Here is a 19,479-nt window from a genome sequence, read left to right as displayed (position 1 = left end):
CTACTTCCGGTTTAATGTTTTTTTTTAAGTAAAATTATTTTGCTTCTGCACAGAAAACCCTGTATTGTACTGCAACAGCAGACTTGAAGTATTCTTTAATTTTTGAAAGATCTCCTGCTGCGCTTTGCTTGGTAAAATAGCTTCCCGCAAGAATTTTATAATTAGGTCTTAAAGAGGCATCAGTTTCAACCTTTATTCCTGGAAATCTTTTTCTGAAATAAGTTTTGATTTCATTCGCTTCATCGTTACTTTTTACCGTTGTTATCTGGATTTTGTAACCTAAAATTCTCGGATTTCTTCTGCATATTTCAGCATTGGTAAGCTCGCGGCTGGGAACATATATTTTGGAAGGTTTTGATGGTACATCATCTTCGGAATTTGCTTTTGAAGCATTAGAAGTTGCGCATTTGTTTTCCAGAGAAGACAAAGCATCATTTACTTTAGCGTCCATCGTCATTACAAGTTCTGTTCCGGCTAAGGTGTCTTTCTTTACAACCTGTTGTGCCTCAACAGTATAAAAACTTACAAAAGATATAACAGCAATTATTTTGATTAAATTTTTCATTTAAAGTTGTTTCAGCAAATTTAGGATAATTATAAAAACCCCGCAAACTTGGCTATTTAGAATAGTTATAAATTAAACAGAAATGACATTTTACCTTTTGTTAAGGTCGTTAAATTCTTCTTAAAAATATTATTTTTGCGGAATTGATTACATACTCAATATTTACTAACATAAGATAATTTAAATGATTAGTTGGAGAAAGCATTATAAAAAAGGGCTGATTGCGATAGGATTATTGCTATCAACAAGTGCTTCAATTTACGGGCAGGCCGGCGATCCTAAAAACGGCGAAAAACTTTTCAAAGCAAATTGTACGGCGTGTCACGCATTAGACAAACAGGTTGTAGGACCTGCGTTGAAAGGTGTGGTTGCAAGACTTGAAACCGAACAGGGACTTGGGAAAGACTGGCTTTATAAGTGGATTAAAGACAATAAAGCTTTAAGGGCTTCTGGTGACAAGTATGCTAATGAGGTTTATGAAAAGTACAACAAAACTGAAATGCAGCAGTTTCCTAATCTTTCTGAAAAGGATATTGATGATATTTTAGAGTACACAACTAATCCTCCGGCGCCGGAACCGGAAAAAGCACCCGAGACTGCTGCAGCTGGTGCTGATGCGGCTCAGGCTCCTGCTAATAATACAACTTCAAGCATTGTGATTATTTCACTTTTGGCAATTGCAGGTTTGTTAGTTTGGATCTTAATTAAGTTAAGACAATTGGTGAAATTGGGACAGTCAGAAGATTTGGCAGGTCTTGATGAAACAAGAGTAAAATCATTCAGAGAAATTTACGAAAAGTACCACTACATCGGAAAAGGAGCTTTAGCGATATTAGCGATACTGGCTGCTTACGGAGTTTGGAACTGGATCATGTGGATTGGTGTTTATAAAGGGTATAAACCTGAACAGCCAATTTATTTCTCTCACAAAATTCACGTTGGTGAAAATAAAATCGACTGTCAACTTTGTCACTCAAGTGCAAAATATGGTAAAGTTTCAGAAATTCCTTCTATGAATGTTTGTATGAACTGTCACAGAACTATCTCTGAGTACAACGGTAAATATATTGAGCCAGGAAAAGATAAGGCATTCTATGATGGTGAAATCAGAAAGATTTACGAAGCAACCGGATGGGATCCTGAAAAACAGCAGTATACAGGAAAAACTACCCCTGTAGAATGGACGAGAATTCACAATATGCCGGATTTCGTTTACTTCAATCACGCACAGCACGTTGTTGCAGGTGAGCAGGCAATCATCAATTCATTCAATAAGAAAAATCCGGATAACAAAATCGACGTAGTTTGTAAAGCTTGTCACGGTAAGATTGATACTATGAATGTTGTACAGATGGCAAATGACTTTACGATGGGATGGTGTATCGAATGTCACAGAACGACAGAGATTGATATGAACAACGGTTATAATAAAGAATACTTCAAAAATCTACACGAAAAGCTTAAAAAGCAATATCCTAAAGATGGCGGTAAGATTACGGTAGATGCGATTGGAGGTCTTGAATGTGGTAAATGTCATTATTAATAACTAAAAAATTAGAAGTATAAATGGCTTCAAACAAAATACAATTTAGAAGTATTCACGAACTTAAAGATCCGGCTTTAAACAATAAGCTGGCTCAGAAAGAGTTCCAAGAAGAAATTCCGGTAGAAGATTTCTTAGAAGGTGCTCAGAAAAACGAATCAGGTACATCAAGAAGAGATTTCTTGAAACTATTGGGATTCTCTACAGCAGCAGTTACTTTGGCTGCCTGCGAAGCACCGGTAATCAAAACGATTCCTTATGTGGTAAAGCCGCATGAAATCATTCCGGGTATTCCTAATTATTACGCTTCAACATATTTTGACGGTTTCGATTTTGCAAGTGTTTTAGTAAAGACACGTGAAGGAAGACCTATCAAGATTGAACCTAATCCGGTTGCAGGAGATTTAGGTAAAACCAATGCAAGAGCTCAGGCGAGTGTACTTTCTCTTTATGATAATGATAAAGTAAAGCAGCCAAAGCTTGACGGTAAAGATGAAACTTTTGATAAAGTTGATGATTTCGTTATCAAAGGTTTAAATGAAGCTCAGTCTGCAGGTAAGAAAATTGTGCTATTATCACATTCTTTTGCTTCACCAACATTCAAAAAATTATTTGCTGAATTTAAAGCAAAATATCCTACCGCTGAACTCGTAACTTACGATGCTCTTCCATATTCTGCAGGTTTAGATGCCGCTCAGGAAGTTTTTGGAATGAGAGCTTTGCCGGTTTATGACCTTAGAGGAACTGAATTAGTTGTTTCTTTCCAAGCAGATTTCTTAGGAGATTACAATGCTTCGAGCTTAGAAACTTCTTATGCAGCAGCAAGAACTCCCGGTGCTAATATGTTGAGACACATTCAGGTTGAATCTAATATGTCTCTTACAGGAGCAAATGCCGACGAAAGAATAAGACTGAAGCCAAGCGATGTAAACAAAACATTGGTAGAAGTTTATAATGCAGTTGTTGGTGGAAGTTCTTCAGATAAAGTAGCTACAGGAATTGCAAAAGAACTTCAGGCTAAAGGAAATAAAGCTGTTGTTTTTGCTGATGGTTCTAAAGCTGCACAGGTTTTAGCTCATTTAATCAACCAAAAATTAGGATCAGTAGCTTTCACAGGTAAAGCAAACTTCCTTAAAGAATTTGATAAGGCAAGATTCCAGGAGTTTTTAGGTTGGATGAATGCCGGACAGGTTGGAGTTTTGATTTCTAACAACGTAGATCCTGTATATTCTCACAATAAAGGTCAGGATTTCAAAAAAGCTTTAGAAAAAGTACCTTACGTAATTGCGGTTACGGATAAGAAAAACAATATGTATAAAGCAGCGAAAGCTGTCATTCCGGTTGCTAACTGGCTGGAATCATGGGGAGATATAGAACCTCAGACTGGTGTTTATACATTAATGCAGCCTACCATTCAGAAAATTTACAAGTCAAGACAGATCGAAGAATCTCTATTGGTTTGGAAAAATGGTAAGAATAACGCTGCTAATAACTATTACGATTATTTAAAAGCTAATTCTGCATCTGTTTTAGGCGGAATTTCATTTAATAAAGCGCTTTACAATGGTTTTGTAACATCCGCTAACGCTACAATGCTGTCTTATGCAGGTGGAAATCCAAATCAGGCTATTGCTGAATTAGGAAACTTCAAAGCTTCTAAATTAGAATTAGTGCTTTATACTAAGACTGCAATGGGAGACGGAACTCAGGCAAACAACCCTTGGTTGCAGGAATTACCGGATCCATTGACTAGAATGTCTTGGGATAATTATTTAACGATTTCTCCAAAAGATGCTGAAGAGCTCGGTATAGAAAATGATCTTAATGCAAGAATGCAGTTAGATGGTTCTATAGTAAACCTTACAGTAAACGGAGTTAAAATTGAAAATGTACCGGTATTTATCCAACCTGGACAAGCTGATGGATCTGTGGGTCTTGCATTAGGTTATGGTAAAAAAGATTCTGGTGCTACAGCTGATACAGGAGTAAATGCATATCCTTTATTTGACGGTTCAAACTTAGTGGTTTCTAATGTTTCTATTGAAAAAACAGGAGAAGAACACGAGTTTGCCGGTATTCAGCTTCAAAATACATTAATGGGACGTTACGATATTGCTAAAGAAGTTCCTTTGGCTGAATTTATTAACGTACCTTTCGACGACGAACATCATGGCTGGAACAAGCCATTGGAATATCATACCATTAGTGGTGCTCTTCCTGCAGGTAAAATCGACCTTTGGGATGCATTTGATGATACAGACGGGCCTCACTTCAATTTATCAATTGACCTGAACTCTTGTACTGGTTGTGGAGCATGTATTATTGCTTGTCAGGCAGAAAACAATGTTCCGGTTGTAGGTAAAGAAGAGATGAGAATGTCTAGAGATATGTATTGGTTGAGAATTGACCGTTACTATTCATCTAAACAGAAAGTTGGAGTTTATGATGGGCTGAAAGAAGGAATGGCAGTTCCTGAATTATATGGAAGTGATGTTTTAGGAATTGAAGGAGCTTTAGAAAACCCGGCAGAAAACCCTGATGTTATCTTCCAGCCTGTAATGTGTCAGCATTGTAATCATGCTCCTTGTGAAACTGTTTGTCCGGTTGCTGCGACATCTCACGGTAAGCAGGGACAAAACCACATGGCTTATAACAGATGTATTGGTACAAGATATTGTGCTAACAACTGTCCTTATAAAGTAAGACGTTTTAACTGGTTTACATACAACCTAAATGACAAGTTCGATTTCAATATGAATAATGATCTTGGAAGAATGGTTCTTAATCCGGATGTTGTTGTAAGAACAAGAGGGGTTATGGAGAAGTGTTCTATGTGTATCCAGATGACTCAAAATACTATTCTTGAAGCGAAGAAAGAAGGCAGAAGAGTAGCGGAAGGAGAGTTCCAGACTGCTTGTTCAAAAGCTTGTTCTACAGGTTCTATCAAGTTTGGAGATATGAATGATAAGGAATCTGAAGTTAGAAAATTATATTCTGGCAACAGAAGATATTATTTACTTGAAGAGATAGGAACCAAGCCAAACGTGTTCTATCACACTAAAGTAAGAAACAGAGTAGAAAAATAAAGTTTAAATAATAAATAGGTAAAAAATGTCAGGACATTACGAAGCTCCGATAAGGGAACCTCTGATTATTGGTCACAAAACTTATCACGATATCACAGAAGATATTGCACGACCTATCGAAGAAAGAGCAGGTAAATTATGGTGGATTTCACTATATGCAGCCTTAGTTCTGTTCATCTACGGATTTGGCTGTATCGCTTATACTATCGGAACAGGTATTGGAGCATGGGGGCTTAACAGAACTATTAACTGGGGTTGGGATATTACCAACTTCGTATGGTGGGTAGGTATTGGTCACGCCGGTACACTGATCTCAGCAGTATTATTATTATTTAGACAAAGATGGAGAATGTCCGTAAACCGTTCTGCGGAAGCGATGACAATCTTCGCTGTTGTGCAGGCTGCTATCTTCCCGGTGATCCACATGGGTAGAGTTTGGGTAGGATATTGGGTTTTCCCTTTACCAAACCAGTTTGGTTCTCTTTGGGGGAACTTCAACTCACCTCTACTTTGGGACGTATTTGCAATCTCTACGTATTTCTCAGTATCTACAGTATTCTGGTTTATGGGATTGATTCCTGACTTTGCAATGATCAGAGACAGAGCCAAAACTCCTTGGACTAAGAAGATTTATACATTCCTTGCATTTGGTTGGGGTGGTAAAGCAAAACACTGGCAAAGATTCGAAGAACTATCTTTGGTTCTTGCAGGTTTGGCAACGCCGCTTGTATTCTCGGTGCACACTACGGTATCATTTGACTTCGCAACCTCAGTTATCAAAGGATGGCACTCTACAATTTATCCTCCTTACTTCGTTGCCGGTGCGATTTTCTCGGGATTCGCAATGGTACAAACACTATTGTTAGTAGCAAGAAAGGTGTGCCACCTTGAAGATTACATCACAATGTATCATATCGAAATTATGAACATCGTAATCATATTGACAGGTGGAATGGTAACAGTAGCTTATGCAACTGAATATTTTATCGGTTGGTATTCCGGATCAAGATATGAAGACTTTACTTATCTTTCTCCTGGTGCTGCAGTTGGACCTTACTGGTGGGCTTTCTGGTCATTAATCATCTGTAACTTGGTAGTTCCGGCTTCATTCTGGTTCAAAAGAGCAAGAACGAATATTATCTGGACTTTCATCGTAGCTTTGATTATTAACATCGGTATGTGGTTTGAGCGTTTCGACATTATTGTAATCAACCTTTCAAGAGATTACTTGCCAGGATCTTGGACGATGTTTAAACCCACAATCATTGATGTTGGAGTATATTTAGGAACAATCGGATTCTTCTCTGTGTTATTCTTATTATATGCAAGAACATTCCCTGTAATTGCACAGGCGGAATTGAAATCAATTTTGAAAATCTCAGGTGAAACTTATAAAGCAAAAGAAGGAGATGAGCACCACTAAAATTGTATACGGACTTTATGCTGACGACGATGATTTAATGAACGGCGTTAAAGCATTCAACGATAAAGGAATCGCAATCAACGAAGTTTATACTCCGTTTCCGGTTCACGGGCTAGACAAAGCTTTAGGTTTAAAGAAAACCAGAATTTCTGATGCTGCTTTCATCTATGCATTATATGGTGTAAGTATTGGTGCAACAGTTACCTGGTATGTCATGAATCATGACTGGCCTCAGAACATTGGTGGTAAACCTGCATTTGACTGGGCTCACAATATGCCTGCTTTTGTAGTGCCTATGTTTGAATTAATGGTTTTCTGTGCTGCCCACATGATGTCTTTAACTTTCTTGGTTAGAAACAAAATGTATCCAGGTGCACCAGCTCAGAATCCGGATCCGAGAACTACTGATGATAAATTCCTGATGGAGTTTATTACTAATGATGTTGATTCGGTAAAGCAACTTTTGATTGATACAGGAGTAGAAGAAATAACCGTTAAAGATGCTTAAAATGAAGAGAAATATTTTAAAAATTACAGCGGTTTTAGGTTTAACTACAGTTTTACTTAATTCTTGCGGACCAAAAGAAAACGCACCTCTTGTTTATTTTCCGGACATGTATTTTCCTGTAGCTTACGATCCTTTGATGAAGGCTCAGGATGCATACTCAGATCATGAAAATGAGATTCCTGCATTTGTAAAAAATAATGGTGCAACAGGACTTTCTCCGGTAGAAGGTTCGGTAGCTCAAAATAAAGACGGTATTTTTGCTGAAGACAAGCTTCCGAGAAATCCGGATCAATATAACGCAGGTTATGATGCTTCCAAAGGAGTTAATTCATCACCTTTAAATCCTGCTAATGCAGCAAAGGATTTAGAGAGAGGTAAAATACTTTTTGAACGTACTTGTTCTGCATGTCACGGTGTCGCCGGCGATGGACAAGGACCGATCGTACAAAGCGGAGCTTATTCTGGTGTGCCGAATTATGCAGACAGAGAACTGACTGTAGGATCTGTACACTATGTTTTAACAAATGGTAGAAATGCAATGGGATCTTATGCAGGACAACTTAGTCCTGGAGACAGATGGAGAGTGGCTATGTATGTAATGAATGCTTTCAAAGGTGCATCTGCGACTCTGGCTGCAGCTCCTGCAACTGCTGATGCAGCAAAAACCGAAACTACCGAAACTAAAAAATAAGAAAAGAAATGTATAGTTTTTCACCAAAATTAAAATCAGCTTCTATAATACTTCTAGTTGTAGGTTTAGTTCTTTTTGCTGTTGGTTTCTTTATGAATAAAGGAATTACTACAGAGAAAATTGAGCATATGATGGAAGCAGTACATGCTTCAGGACATGATGCGCCTACACACTCAAGCCAAATGGTAGGTCCGCAGGATCATGAGTCACATTTGAAACATGCAGAGATGCAGATTCATAATCAACCTTTGGCAGCAATTCATTTTGTAGCGGTATTTTTCTTCGGAGTTAGCTGTTGTGTATTGTTTTTCTACTGTATTCAGCATGCTGCACACGCAGGATGGCCAATCATTATTACAAGAGTAATGGAAGCTATTGCTTCATATATTCCATGGGGTGGTATTATTTTGATCATTATCATGATCCTTAATATTACACACAACGGTCATCTTTTCCATTGGATGGATCCTGAGTTGACAAGAGAAGGATCTCCTGAATTTGATGTTATCCTTTTTGAAAAGAAGAGATTCTTAAATATACCTTTCTATGCTATAAGAACTGTTATTTATGTAGCTGGAGCTTCATTCTTCGCATGGAAACTAAAAGCAATGTCTAAAAAAGTAGACGAAACAAAGTCCAGAGTAGATTACCAATATCTTTACAGATGGGCTGTAGGATATATCGCATTCTTCGGATTTGCTTCTGCAGCTTGGGCATGGGACTGGTTGATGTCTATTGACCCTCACTGGTATTCTACAATGTATATTTGGTATTCAATGGTGAGCTGCCTTTCAAGTGGAATTGCTGTAATTATTTTACTAAGCGTTTTCTTGAAGAAAAATGGTTTCCTGCCACAGTTTAACGATAATCACTTGCACGATTTAGGAGTGTTCCTTTTTGCTACAAGTATGCTTTGGACATATACATGGTTCGCGCAGTTTATGTTATATTGGTACGCAAACGTACCTGAAGAAGTAAATTATTTCTTCGGAAGATTTGAACACTATTCTACAACATTCCTTCCAATGCTTATTGTAAACTTCCTTTTACCATTATTGGTATTAGTAAGCAGCAGCATCAAGAGAAATTATAAAGTTGTTACGATAATGGCAGTTGTTGTAATCTGTGGTCACATTTTAGATTACTTCAACATGGTAATGCCGGGAACAGTTGGTCCTTACTGGAAGACTCCTGAAGTTTTACTTCTTGTTGCAGGTGCTATTTTATTTGTAGCTGGATTGTTTATGTTCACAGTGCTTTCAGCATTGGCTAAACTAAAACTTATTCCTACAGGTAACCCTTATTTACATGAATCTGAGATTTACGAGTATCCTTTTTAGGAATTGTAACACATAAATATTTAAAGACTGATTTCAATAATCAGTCTTTTTTGTTTTAGAAATGTTTAATGCAGGCAACCTTTTCCGTTTTTTCCTGTCTTATGAATGACAGTTATGACCAAATTACTGATTATATAATTATATTAATAACACATACTAGCTCTTATGAAAACTTCAAAAATCCTATCAGTTCTATTTATTTTAATTTTAAACTTATTTAATTCTCAAAGTATTACATTCATTTCAGAAAAAACCAATTTACCAATTCCCAAAGTATCAGTTTTCGGAAAAGACGGGAGTATTCTGGCAATATCTGATATTGATGGAAAGATTGAAAAATCTGTATTGGTTAAAGAGCAGGAACAGTTCCAGCTTATTTATGATAATATTATTCTCGCAAGGTTGTCTTACAGTGATTTTGATAAAGAGATTATCAAACTTGATGATAAAATTAAAGATATTGAACCGGTTGTTATCAAAAATAGTAAACCGGCAAAGTACATCAAAATACGTGGAAATTTTAATACATATGTGACGATAAATACAAAGCTAAACTGTTATGCAGATGGGGTTATTACGTATGTTTTTGATAATAAAACTAAGAAATTAAAGAGTACAAACGTTGAACAATACCGCGTTTTCAGGCTCGAAGATGCCAAAAATGAAAAAAAAGAAACGGCTTCGTGGGATTACAATAGTTTTTTGGATCTTCCAAAACTGAAAGATGTAGGCAATATTGCAGAATTTAAATCTAAAAGGGCTACAATTAAAGAACTTAAAGGTCTTAATAAAGATGAAATTGAAATCACGGGTGAGGCTTTGCAGGAAAAAGAATTAGCATTATTCGGATATCGTTTTTTTGATGTTAAAGGAATTATTAACCATTCTTACGAAAAAGATTCAGAAAAAACATTGAGAGACTTTTTAGAGTCTAATGAAATCAGCTTTATCAAATTAAGGCATAAAAGCGAGTCTAATTATAACCAAGTTATTGTTTATAAGAATTTTTATTCTGTTGAAATTGACTTTTCGGACGACAATGATGTAGATCAGAAAGTAAAATTCAATAAAAATAGCAGCGATTATCACACAAATTATTGGAAAGATTCTTCATTCCCGAATATGCAGACAGTTTTCAGCTCTTTTTTTAAGGATAAGTTAAAAGAGCAACAAAATAAGAAATAAAAATATTTATTAGTAAAGGTTTTATTAAATTTGCCATAAACCATACTAAAATGAAAAAGTTTTCTTTGATGCTCATCTTCAGTTTGTTGCTTTTTACATCATGTAAAAAGGATAGCGTAGATGCTACAACTACTCAGTCTTTTCAATCGAGTATTAATGATATGGCATCCAGCCTTACAACGATAAAGCAGATTAAATTCAATGAAGCATTATATATTCTCAAAACTTTCGGTGTCGAAGCTGAAGGGGATGTTGCAGAATTAAAAGCACTTGGACAATTGATTAACGGAAAAAAAGTACCGGAAATTTTGGCTATGGCTGATAAAGTAGCTCAGGAAAACGGAATAGAATGGGCAAGTACGGCACCGCCATCTTTGGGTGAAATGAACATTTTTGGTGACGAATTGACAAAAGAAAGCGATCCGAACGATGTAAAAGCAAGCTCGCTAAATATTCTTACGCAGTTCTCGGGAGATAATGGCAATGGTCCTACCGCAATCCAGATCATTCCGAGATTGGTTGACAATGCAGGAAATCCTGTTGCGTTTACCGGAGCTGGTTTAGAAGCCACGTTAGAAGTTTTCAGCAACGGAGTAAGAATTTCTACAGCCAAAAACCTGATGCAGGACAATAATTTTAAAGGTTTCAACCTAAAGTTTTCTTCCTTACTGGCATCTAAAATTACGGATAATAAAATTGATGTTACTGTATCAGTTAAAACAACAGCTAAAACTTTTAAGATGTCTAAAATCGGTTTAGATGTTAATCCGACGGCATTGAAAGTTCCGGAAGCTCCTAAAGTAGATTCTACTGTAGTTGAACAAGATCCTGCTGCAGTAATAGATCCTAATAATCCTGCCGGTACCGTTACGCCGGGTACAGATCCTGTTGCACCTGCACAGCCGAAACAACCCGCTGCAGATCCTAAAAACACGGTGAGCAAATTTTTAAATAATGTAAGTTCACAAAATTTAAAAGCTGCTTTTGATGCATCTAGCAATCCAAGCTGGGGAAGCTACGAATCATTTGCAAATCCTACTTCGGGATTCGGAGCGATAAAAAGCGTTAGCGTTAAGAATATTACTACGAACGGCTCAACGGCAAATTCATCAAGTGTAAGCGCCACTTATGATGTAACGGATAAAAACGGTAGAACAACGTCTCTGAAAGCTACTTTTGGTCTTAAAAACGTAAACGGCGAATGGAAAATATCCAGCTATAAAATAAATCCTTAAAAGTATGGCATCTGAGCAGCTCATTAAGAGACTTGAAGCAACAATAGAAAATATACCCGATTTTCCGATTCCCGGAATTCAGTTTAAAGATATTTCACCGATATTTTTAGACCCAAAATTGTACGAAGATGTAATAGCGGATCTTGTAAAATTCAGCAGAGGCAAAGTAGATGCAGTATGCGGAATAGAAAGCCGTGGTTATCTGTTCGGGATTGCTGTTGCTGTTGCTTTGGATGTGCCTTTTGTTTTGATCAGAAAAAAAGGTAAACTTCCACCTCCGGTTATTTCAGAAAAATATGATCTTGAATATGGCAGTGCAGAAATAGAAACCAGAGAAGGTCAGATAAAAAAAGGACAAAAAGTTTTAATTCACGATGATCTTTTAGCAACAGGCGGTACAACAGAGGCTGCCGCAAAACTTGTCCAAAAGCAAGGTGCAGATGTAGTACAGTTCAGTTTTTTAATTGGCTTAAAAGATCTTAATGGTGAAGAAAAACTCCGAAAGTTTGGCGCTGATATTTACAGTATTCTGCAATATTGATCAGTCCGGATTAATATAAATCTGAGAAAGAAAAATATTATAAGAAATATTATCATTTATGATTGTTTCAAAAGATTTTCAATTATTTCAAGACATTTATTAATAATACAAATAAACATTTTGTAAATCATTCAGAAACAATTAAATTTGCAGTTCAATTTTTAAGAATTTATGGCAAAATTGGGAAAAAATGCTCAGGAAGAGCTGGAAGGAAAAGAAACAGTAGAGTTTTTTAAAGATCTTGACAGAGAAGCTTTAAATACAGAAAAATTCCTGGAGAAATATCAGAAACCACTAAGTGCCGTTTTTATTGGTTTGGTGGTGGGCGTTTTAGGTTATTTTGGGTACCAGCAATTTATAGTAGCTCCGAAAAATGCAGAAGCAGTAAAAACTTACCTTGCGGCGCAGAAAAATCTTACGGAAGGTAAAGATAAAGAAGCTTTAGGAGGTAAATCTGCCGCTAATCCTGGTTTTATGGGAACCTATAAAGAATATTCTTCAACGGATGTTGGTAAATTGGCGGCTTACAATGCTGGTCTTATCAAATTTAAAGAAGGGAAATTTCAGGAAGCCTATGATCTGTTGGATAAATTTTCTTCAGACAACAAGACATTGATGGCTATGAAGTATGCTGCAATGGCAGATGCCAAATCCGGTCTTAATAAAAATGATGAAGCATTGTCTTTATTGGATAAAGCGGCTTCAGCAGCAGAAGATCCTTATACTTCATATTTTTTCACTAGAAAAGCTGGTATTTTAGCTTTAGGAATGAAAAAAAATGCTGAAGCTAAAAAATATTTTACTACAATTGACGAAAAATATCAGGATTATGACAACGGAATGTCTGATTCTTATATTGAAATGGCTAAATACTTAAACTAAAATATGGCAACAGTTAATCTTTCAGATTACAAGCCACTTCATATATCCAATGCCGAAGATTTTTCTATCGGCATTGTTTTTTCTGAGTGGAATGACTTTGTAACCTACAATCTTCGTGATGCAGCTTTGGAAATCCTTGAAAAAGAAGGGGTAAAAGCAAAAAATATAAAACAGTTTTCTGTTCCCGGAGCTTTTGAACTAAGCTATGCAAGCATGCAGCTTTGTAAAGAACGGAAATTTGATGCGGTAATTGCCATTGGCTGCGTAATCCGCGGAGAAACCCCGCATTTTGATTTCGTTTGTTCTGCAGTTGCCCAGGGAATTAAAGACTGTAATATTATGACCGATACACCAACTGTTTTTTGTGTACTTACCGATGACACCAAAGAACAGTCTATCGCAAGGAGCGGAGGCGATTTAGGTAACAAAGGGGTAGAAGCTGCCGTTACTGCCTTACAAATGATAGATTTCAAAAAGAATCTTTCTGGTGCAAAAGGAAACATTGGATTTGGAAATTCGTAATTCTAAGATAATAATATTTAAGAGCTATTGAAAAATAGCTCTTTTTTTTTAAATAATTAGATTACCAGATTCATAAAATTATTTAGAATATTTATAAACTTTTCATTTTTTATAGAAATGATAGCAGTTATATTTATCAGTGCTGCCAAATAGTTATTTTTGCAATAATATTTTAACTGATAACTATGACTATTAATAAAATAAAACCATTCCTTTATCTGGCAGCTTTTTATGTAATTATATCTTTAATCATCAGAATTGTTTTTTTATTTCATCCCATTACTACAGCAAGTTTTGGTATACTGGAAGTTCTTAAAATAATTCTTGTAGGATTTGTAAATGATGTTTTGGTATTTGTTTTAGCAAGTACTGTTCTGGTATTGTATTTACTGTTTTTGTCAGATTCAAGATACAAAAAGCCATACGGACAGATCGTTTTAGGAATTTTGATACTGTTTTTCTTATACATTCTGTTTATTCCGAATAATATTTTCAAACAATATGGAGGATCTGTTGCGGAAATTGCTTTGGCTTTTGTCGGATTGAAGATTATCTGCACCGGATTAATGCTTTTTCTGCCAAATTATCGTGTAAAAATAAGAAATAGATTGTATTTCATAACGGTTTTTCTGTATGTCCTGCTTATAGTCTTCAATGCGGTAAGCGAATACTTTTTTTATAATGAATTTGGGGTGAGATACAATTTTATTGCTGTAGATTATCTTATTTACACCAATGAAGTGATTGGGAACATTATGGAGAGTTATCCCGTTATACCATTATTTTCCGTAATTTTTATCGTGACTTTAGGTGTTGCAGGCTTCATTTATAAAAAAACTTACAGAGAACTTTTACAACTTCCATCTCTAAAACTGAAATTTATTTTGCTGGGTTCATTCGGCAGTTTAATTTTGGTAAGTTTTTTAGGTTTAAATTTTACAACTAAAATAAAAGGAGACAGTGTCTTTGAAGAAGAAATTGAAGCGAATGGGCTTCCGAAATTCTATTGGGCTTTTACTCATAATGAACTGGATTATTTTCAGTTTTATCCCGCAATCAACGAAAGTCAGGCAGAAAAAAGCTTTTTAAATCAGTTTTCATCGCCTGTTCTCGAGAGAAATATGATTTCTGATCAGCCGGAACTAAAGAAAAATGTTGTTTTGATTTCTGTTGAAAGCTTATCTGCAAATTTTTTGGAACATTATGGAAATACCCAAAAGATCACACCTTTTCTAGATAGTTTGGCAGATAAATCTTTAATGTTTACCAATCTTTATGCAACAGGAAACAGAACAGTTCGCGGTCTGGAAGCATTGACGCTCTGTATTCCCCCTACAGCGGGAGAAAGCATCATTAAAAGAGAAAATAATAAAAATAAATTTACTACAGGAAGTGTTTTCAGATCAAAAGGTTATGACGTGAAATTTTTATATGGAGGATATAGTTATTTTGACAACATGCAGGATTTTTTTGAAGGAAATGGCTATGATATTGTAGACAGAAATAATTTTAAACCTGAAGAAATTTCTTTTGCCAATGTTTGGGGTGTTGCAGATGAAGATATGGCTAAAAAGGCAATTCAGACGATGAATACAGAATCAAAATCAGGAAAGCCGTTTTTTAATCACTGGATGACGGTTTCCAATCACCGCCCGTTTACTTATCCTGACGGAAAAATTGATATTCCAGGAAATGTAAAGTCACGTGAAGGAGGAGTAAAGTACACAGATTATGCACTGAGAAAATTTTTCGAGATGGCAAAAAAGCAAGACTGGTACAAGAATACGGTTTTTGTAATCATTGCCGATCACTGTGCTTCAAGTGCAGGAGATACAGAGCTTCCGATGGATAAATACAGAATTCCTGCCATGGTTTTTTCGGAAGGTTTTATTCAGCCTCAAACATTCACCAAAATCATGTCTCAGATTGATGTAATGCCTACTGTTTTCGGACTACTGAATTTTGATTATGAATCCAAATTTTTAGGGCAGAATGTTTTTAGCAAAGAATTTCAGCCGAGAGCGTACATAGCTACTTATGAAGATCTGGGTTTTGTGAAGGATAATTATTTAACAATTATTTCTCCTGTAAGAAAAATAAAGCAATATGCTCTTATTCAGCAAAAAAATAATTTAGCACAAGAGTTTGACAGTACTTTTAACGAAATAGAACTAAAAGAAAAAAATCAGAATAAAAACACCGTTTATGCCGCTATTTCTGCATATCAGTCTACATCTTACTGGCTCAAAAAAAATCTGCTTAACCGCTAAAAATTTATAAAATATTGCAATGCCGATACGTTGTATGTATTTAATTTTTAAATTTACCAATAAATTAAAAATACAACTATGAAATGGACAAATGACAGAGGTGATAATGTGGATGACAGGCGTGGTTCTGGTGGAGGGATAACAAAGGGGGGTAGAAGCTGCCATTACTGCCTTACAAATGATAGATTTCAAAAAGAATCTTTCTGGTGTGAAAGGAAATATTGGATTTTAATTTTATTTAACCAATATTAATCCATAAATTAGTGAAAACAAATTATCAATTTTATTTAAAAAATTTACAAATGAAAAATTTAGAAAAATTAAAAGGAAAAGCTGTGAAATTTTCAAGAGAAGAATTGAAAACAATTACAGGAGGATTGAGATGGACGAAAGATAGGAGTTGTAATGTTGAGGACAGAAGAGGTTCTACTATATTGGTAAATGGTCCAACTCCTATAGCCCCTTGTTGTATACTTAAAACATGTACATCATACACAGTACTATATTAAACATTAATAAATTAATAAATTTTAAATCGAATTTATCACTAATAACTATTCTAATGACAAAAATGTTAAAATTCTTTTTTTAACTTTAGTGTTAAGAATACTTAAAAAAAATCAAGAAATTTCTTTTAATTTTTAAAAGAAATTTTTTTTATATTTAAAGGATAGTAATTATTTTAAATTTACATGTTATGAAATGGACAAACGATAGAGGGGGTAATGTTGACGATCGAAGAGGAAAATCAAGTGGAGGTGTAATAGTTGGCGGTGGACTAGGAACAATAATAATAGCAGCAATAGTATTCTTTTTAGGTGGTGATCCCTCTGCAATTCTAAATTCTAATAGCTCTTCATCACAAACATCCAGTTATGGTGAAAAAAGAGAACTTACAGTTAATGAACAGAAAATTGGTGAAATGGTAGATATGATGGGAAAATGGAACATAGTTACTTGGGATCAAATTTTCAAAGAAAACGGAATGGTGTACCAAAAGCCTAAAATCATCTTATTTGAAAATAATACAGCTTCAGAGTGTGGAACAGCACAGTCTGCTATGGGACCTTTTTATTGTCCAGCTGATCAATCAATATATATGGATATGAGTTTTTTTAATGAACTTCAGCAAAGATTTGGAGCAAAAGTTACAGAGTTTACTGTAGCTTATGTTTTGGCTCATGAGGTGGGACATCACGTTCAAAATCTATTAGGAACTTTAGATAAAACAGATCAAGCAAGACGAAGCGGAAGGTATTCTGAAGCACAATTAAATATGATTTCTGTAGCAACAGAACTTCAGGCAGATTTCTACGCTGGATTATGGGCAAAAAAAACTGATACAAATAAACAGATTTTAGAAGCTGGAGATATACAATCCGCAATAGATGCAGCCGAAGCGGTTGGTGATGATAATATCCAGAGGAGATCGCAGGGATATGTAAATCAGGAAAGCTTTACCCATGGTTCATCCGCACAGCGTAAAGAATGGTTTATGAAAGGATATAATTCCGGAGATATACAGCAAGGTGATACATTTCGCCAGTTGATAAGATAATATAAAACCTGAAGAAATCTTCAGGTTTTTTTATGAATCAAATAGATGTTATAAACTGAGGTTACGAAAAAAAAGCCGTAAATTTGAAGGGTTCTAAATAAGGGATCTATCATAAATTTTATTTACAATGTTTGACATTCAGGAAATCAGAAGTCAGTTTTCTATATTAAATCAGGAAGTGAATGGTAAGCCATTGGTTTACTTAGACAATGCAGCAACGTCCCAGAAACCGGATTCAGTTTTGCAGGTCTGGACAAAATATTATACCGAGCTTAATGCCAATGTACACCGCGGAATCCATACTTTGAGCCAATTGGCTACCGAAGAAATGGAACTTTCAAGAAGAAAAATTCAAAAATTCATCAATGCGAAACATGATTTTGAAGTAATCTTTACCAAAGGCACTACAGAAGGAATCAATCTTATCTCTTATATTTTAACATCAGAATTGAAAAAAGATGATGAGATTATAATTTCGCATCTTGAGCATCACTCAAACATCGTTCCATGGCAATTGCTTTGTGAAAGAACCGGTGCGAAACTGAGAGTGATTCCTATGGATGAAAACGGAGTTCTTCAGCTGGACTTTTTAGATCAGTTTTTGAGCGAAAAAACAAAAGTGGTTTCAGTAAATCAGGTTTCCAATGCATTGGGAATTGTAAATCCTGTTGAAGAAATCATTGCCAGAACAAGAGCTAATTCTGATGCTTATATTGTGATTGACGGCGCTCAGTCAGCTCCGCATTTTCAAATTGATGTTCAGGCACTTGATTGTGACTTTTTTGTGTTTTCAGGTCACAAAATGTATGCTCCGATGGGAACCGGAATTTTATACGGAAAAGAAAATATTCTGGAAAAACTTCCGCCTTTTCACGGAGGTGGTGAAATGATTGCAACTTGTTCTTTTGATGGAACTACTTATGCGGGACTTCCATTTAAATATGAAGCAGGAACTCCAAATGTCGGAGGGAATATTGCTTTGGGAGCAGCCGTTGATTTCATTGAAAAAGTTGGACATCAGAATATTCAGAATCATGAAAATGCACTGCTTGATTATGCGCAGAGACAGCTTCTGGAAATTGAAGATCTGAAAGTATATGGCGAAAAAGCCACAAGAACAGGTGTTGTTTCATTTAATCTGGACGGAATTGGTATTTCGTCTGATGTAGGGATGATCCTTGATAAAATGGGTGTTGCTGTAAGAACCGGTCATCACTGCACTCAGCCTATCATGAGTTTTCTGAATATTGCCGGAACAGTAAGGGCAAGTTTTGCAGTTTATAATACTTTTAATGAGATTGATCTGTTGGTTGAAGGAGTTAAAAAAGCTAAAAAAATGCTGTCGTAGTTCAAGTGTAACTGATTTTGTTACATTATAGATTTTAACAATTATTCAAATTAGAATTTATCGCTTTTGTTACAGTTGTTTGATATAATTTTGTCCTGAAAATTTTTTAAAATAATGGAATTATTAGACAAACTTAACTGGAGATTTGCAACAAAAGCAATGAACGGACACAAAGTACCGCAGGAAAAAATAGACAGAATATTGGAGGCGGCGAGATTAGCGCCTACATCAAGCGGATTGCAGCCTTTTGAAATTATAGTAATCACAAACCAGGAAATTAAGGAAAAAATTAAACCCAATGCATGGAATCAGCCACAGATTACAGACTGTTCGCATCTTTTGGTCTTTGCAGCGTGGGATAATTATACGGAAGAAAGAATCAACAAAATGTTTGATCTGACGAATGAGATAAGAGGTTTCAAAAATGAAGGTTGGGAAAACTACAGACAGCAGCTTTTGCAGATGTACCCGCCAAAACCTGCTGAGGAAAATTTTATTCACACAGCAAAGCAGGCTTACATCGCATTTGGAGCAGCAATTATTGCGGCAGCTTTTGAAGAGGTAGATGCAACGCCGATGGAAGGCTTTGTACCTGAAGCTGTAGATGAAATTTTGAATTTGAAAGAGAAAGGTTTAAGAAGTGTTCTGTTGTTACCAATAGGGTACAGAGATACTGATAATGACTGGCTGGCTGGTTTGGCTAAAGTAAGAAAATCTAAGGAAGACTTTATTACAGAGTTGAATTAAAGGCTGTTTCACATAAAGAATAAATCCATTCCAAA

17 protein-coding genes are annotated in these 19,479 nt (G+C 35.7%); 16 read left to right on the top strand and 1 reads right to left on the bottom strand.

The features are described 5' to 3' along the window. Window positions 1–34: 34 nt before the first annotated feature. The gene (locus FNE73_RS00740) at window positions 35–565 is read right to left on the bottom strand and encodes an SPOR domain-containing protein (protein ID WP_143882887.1); all 531 of its coding nucleotides are present in this window, start codon (window positions 563–565) and stop codon (window positions 35–37) included. 184 nt (window positions 566–749) lie between these two features. Between FNE73_RS00740 and FNE73_RS00735 the strand changes: the two genes are divergently transcribed. The 16 genes from FNE73_RS00735 to FNE73_RS00655 all read left to right on the top strand — a co-directional run bounded on the left by FNE73_RS00735 (window position 750) and on the right by FNE73_RS00655 (window position 19,444). Further along, entirely contained in the window at window positions 750–2,108 is a 1,359-nt protein-coding gene (locus tag FNE73_RS00735; protein WP_143882886.1) for a c-type cytochrome, read from the top strand. Between the two features lie 23 nt (window positions 2,109–2,131). After that, window positions 2,132–5,194, top strand: coding sequence for a TAT-variant-translocated molybdopterin oxidoreductase (locus FNE73_RS00730; RefSeq protein WP_143882885.1), 3,063 nt, complete (start codon window positions 2,132–2,134; stop codon window positions 5,192–5,194). A gap of 25 nt (window positions 5,195–5,219) precedes the next feature. After that, window positions 5,220–6,617 (top strand): NrfD/PsrC family molybdoenzyme membrane anchor subunit, encoded by a 1,398-nt coding sequence (gene nrfD, locus FNE73_RS00725; RefSeq protein WP_089744605.1) that lies wholly within the window; start codon window positions 5,220–5,222, stop codon window positions 6,615–6,617. Further along, the gene (locus FNE73_RS00720; RefSeq protein WP_143882884.1) at window positions 6,604–7,125 is read left to right on the top strand and encodes a DUF3341 domain-containing protein; all 522 of its coding nucleotides are present in this window, start codon (window positions 6,604–6,606) and stop codon (window positions 7,123–7,125) included. Before nrfD ends, FNE73_RS00720 begins: the two co-directional genes overlap by 14 nt. Then, a complete protein-coding gene (locus FNE73_RS00715) occupies window positions 7,118–7,816 on the top strand; it encodes a c-type cytochrome (RefSeq protein WP_143882883.1) in 699 nt (232 codons plus the stop codon). Before FNE73_RS00720 ends, FNE73_RS00715 begins: the two co-directional genes overlap by 8 nt. An 8-nt stretch (window positions 7,817–7,824) precedes the next feature. Further along, window positions 7,825–9,156, top strand: coding sequence for a quinol:cytochrome C oxidoreductase (locus FNE73_RS00710; protein ID WP_143882882.1), 1,332 nt, complete (start codon window positions 7,825–7,827; stop codon window positions 9,154–9,156). A gap of 165 nt (window positions 9,157–9,321) precedes the next feature. Beyond that, window positions 9,322–10,341, top strand: coding sequence for a hypothetical protein (locus FNE73_RS00705; RefSeq protein WP_143882881.1), 1,020 nt, complete (start codon window positions 9,322–9,324; stop codon window positions 10,339–10,341). Window positions 10,342–10,391: 50 nt separating this feature from the next. Further along, entirely contained in the window at window positions 10,392–11,576 is a 1,185-nt protein-coding gene (locus tag FNE73_RS00700; protein WP_143882880.1) for a nuclear transport factor 2 family protein, read from the top strand. A gap of 4 nt (window positions 11,577–11,580) precedes the next feature. Further along, a complete protein-coding gene (locus tag FNE73_RS00695) occupies window positions 11,581–12,117 on the top strand; it encodes an adenine phosphoribosyltransferase (RefSeq protein WP_143882879.1) in 537 nt (178 codons plus the stop codon). A gap of 171 nt (window positions 12,118–12,288) precedes the next feature. Next, window positions 12,289–12,999, top strand: coding sequence for a YfgM family protein (locus tag FNE73_RS00690; protein ID WP_143882878.1), 711 nt, complete (start codon window positions 12,289–12,291; stop codon window positions 12,997–12,999). Between the two features lie 3 nt (window positions 13,000–13,002). Beyond that, on the top strand, window positions 13,003–13,521 hold the full coding sequence (gene ribH, locus FNE73_RS00685; RefSeq protein ID WP_143882877.1) for a 6,7-dimethyl-8-ribityllumazine synthase: 519 nt from the start codon (window positions 13,003–13,005) through the stop codon (window positions 13,519–13,521). A gap of 185 nt (window positions 13,522–13,706) precedes the next feature. Further along, complete coding sequence (locus FNE73_RS00680) at window positions 13,707–15,791, top strand: LTA synthase family protein (RefSeq protein ID WP_143882876.1); 2,085 nt, start codon at window positions 13,707–13,709, stop codon at window positions 15,789–15,791. Between the two features lie 302 nt (window positions 15,792–16,093). Next, window positions 16,094–16,300 carry a hypothetical protein gene (locus FNE73_RS00670; RefSeq protein WP_143882875.1) on the top strand — a complete coding sequence of 69 codons (207 nt, stop codon included), beginning with the start codon at window positions 16,094–16,096 and terminating at the stop codon, window positions 16,298–16,300. Between the two features lie 188 nt (window positions 16,301–16,488). Beyond that, on the top strand, window positions 16,489–17,349 hold the full coding sequence (gene ypfJ / locus FNE73_RS00665; RefSeq protein WP_143882874.1) for a KPN_02809 family neutral zinc metallopeptidase: 861 nt from the start codon (window positions 16,489–16,491) through the stop codon (window positions 17,347–17,349). Between the two features lie 127 nt (window positions 17,350–17,476). After that, a complete protein-coding gene (locus FNE73_RS00660) occupies window positions 17,477–18,697 on the top strand; it encodes an aminotransferase class V-fold PLP-dependent enzyme (RefSeq protein WP_143882873.1) in 1,221 nt (406 codons plus the stop codon). 114 nt (window positions 18,698–18,811) lie between these two features. Beyond that, the gene (locus tag FNE73_RS00655; RefSeq protein WP_143882872.1) at window positions 18,812–19,444 is read left to right on the top strand and encodes a nitroreductase family protein; all 633 of its coding nucleotides are present in this window, start codon (window positions 18,812–18,814) and stop codon (window positions 19,442–19,444) included. The last annotated feature ends 35 nt before the right edge of the window (window positions 19,445–19,479 follow it).

Origin of the sequence: Chryseobacterium binzhouense, assembly GCF_007474545.1 — a bacterium.
In the GTDB taxonomy this organism is placed as follows: Bacteria; Bacteroidota; Bacteroidia; order Flavobacteriales; family Weeksellaceae; genus Chryseobacterium; species Chryseobacterium binzhouense.
This window is presented reverse-complemented; position numbering and strand designations above follow the sequence as displayed.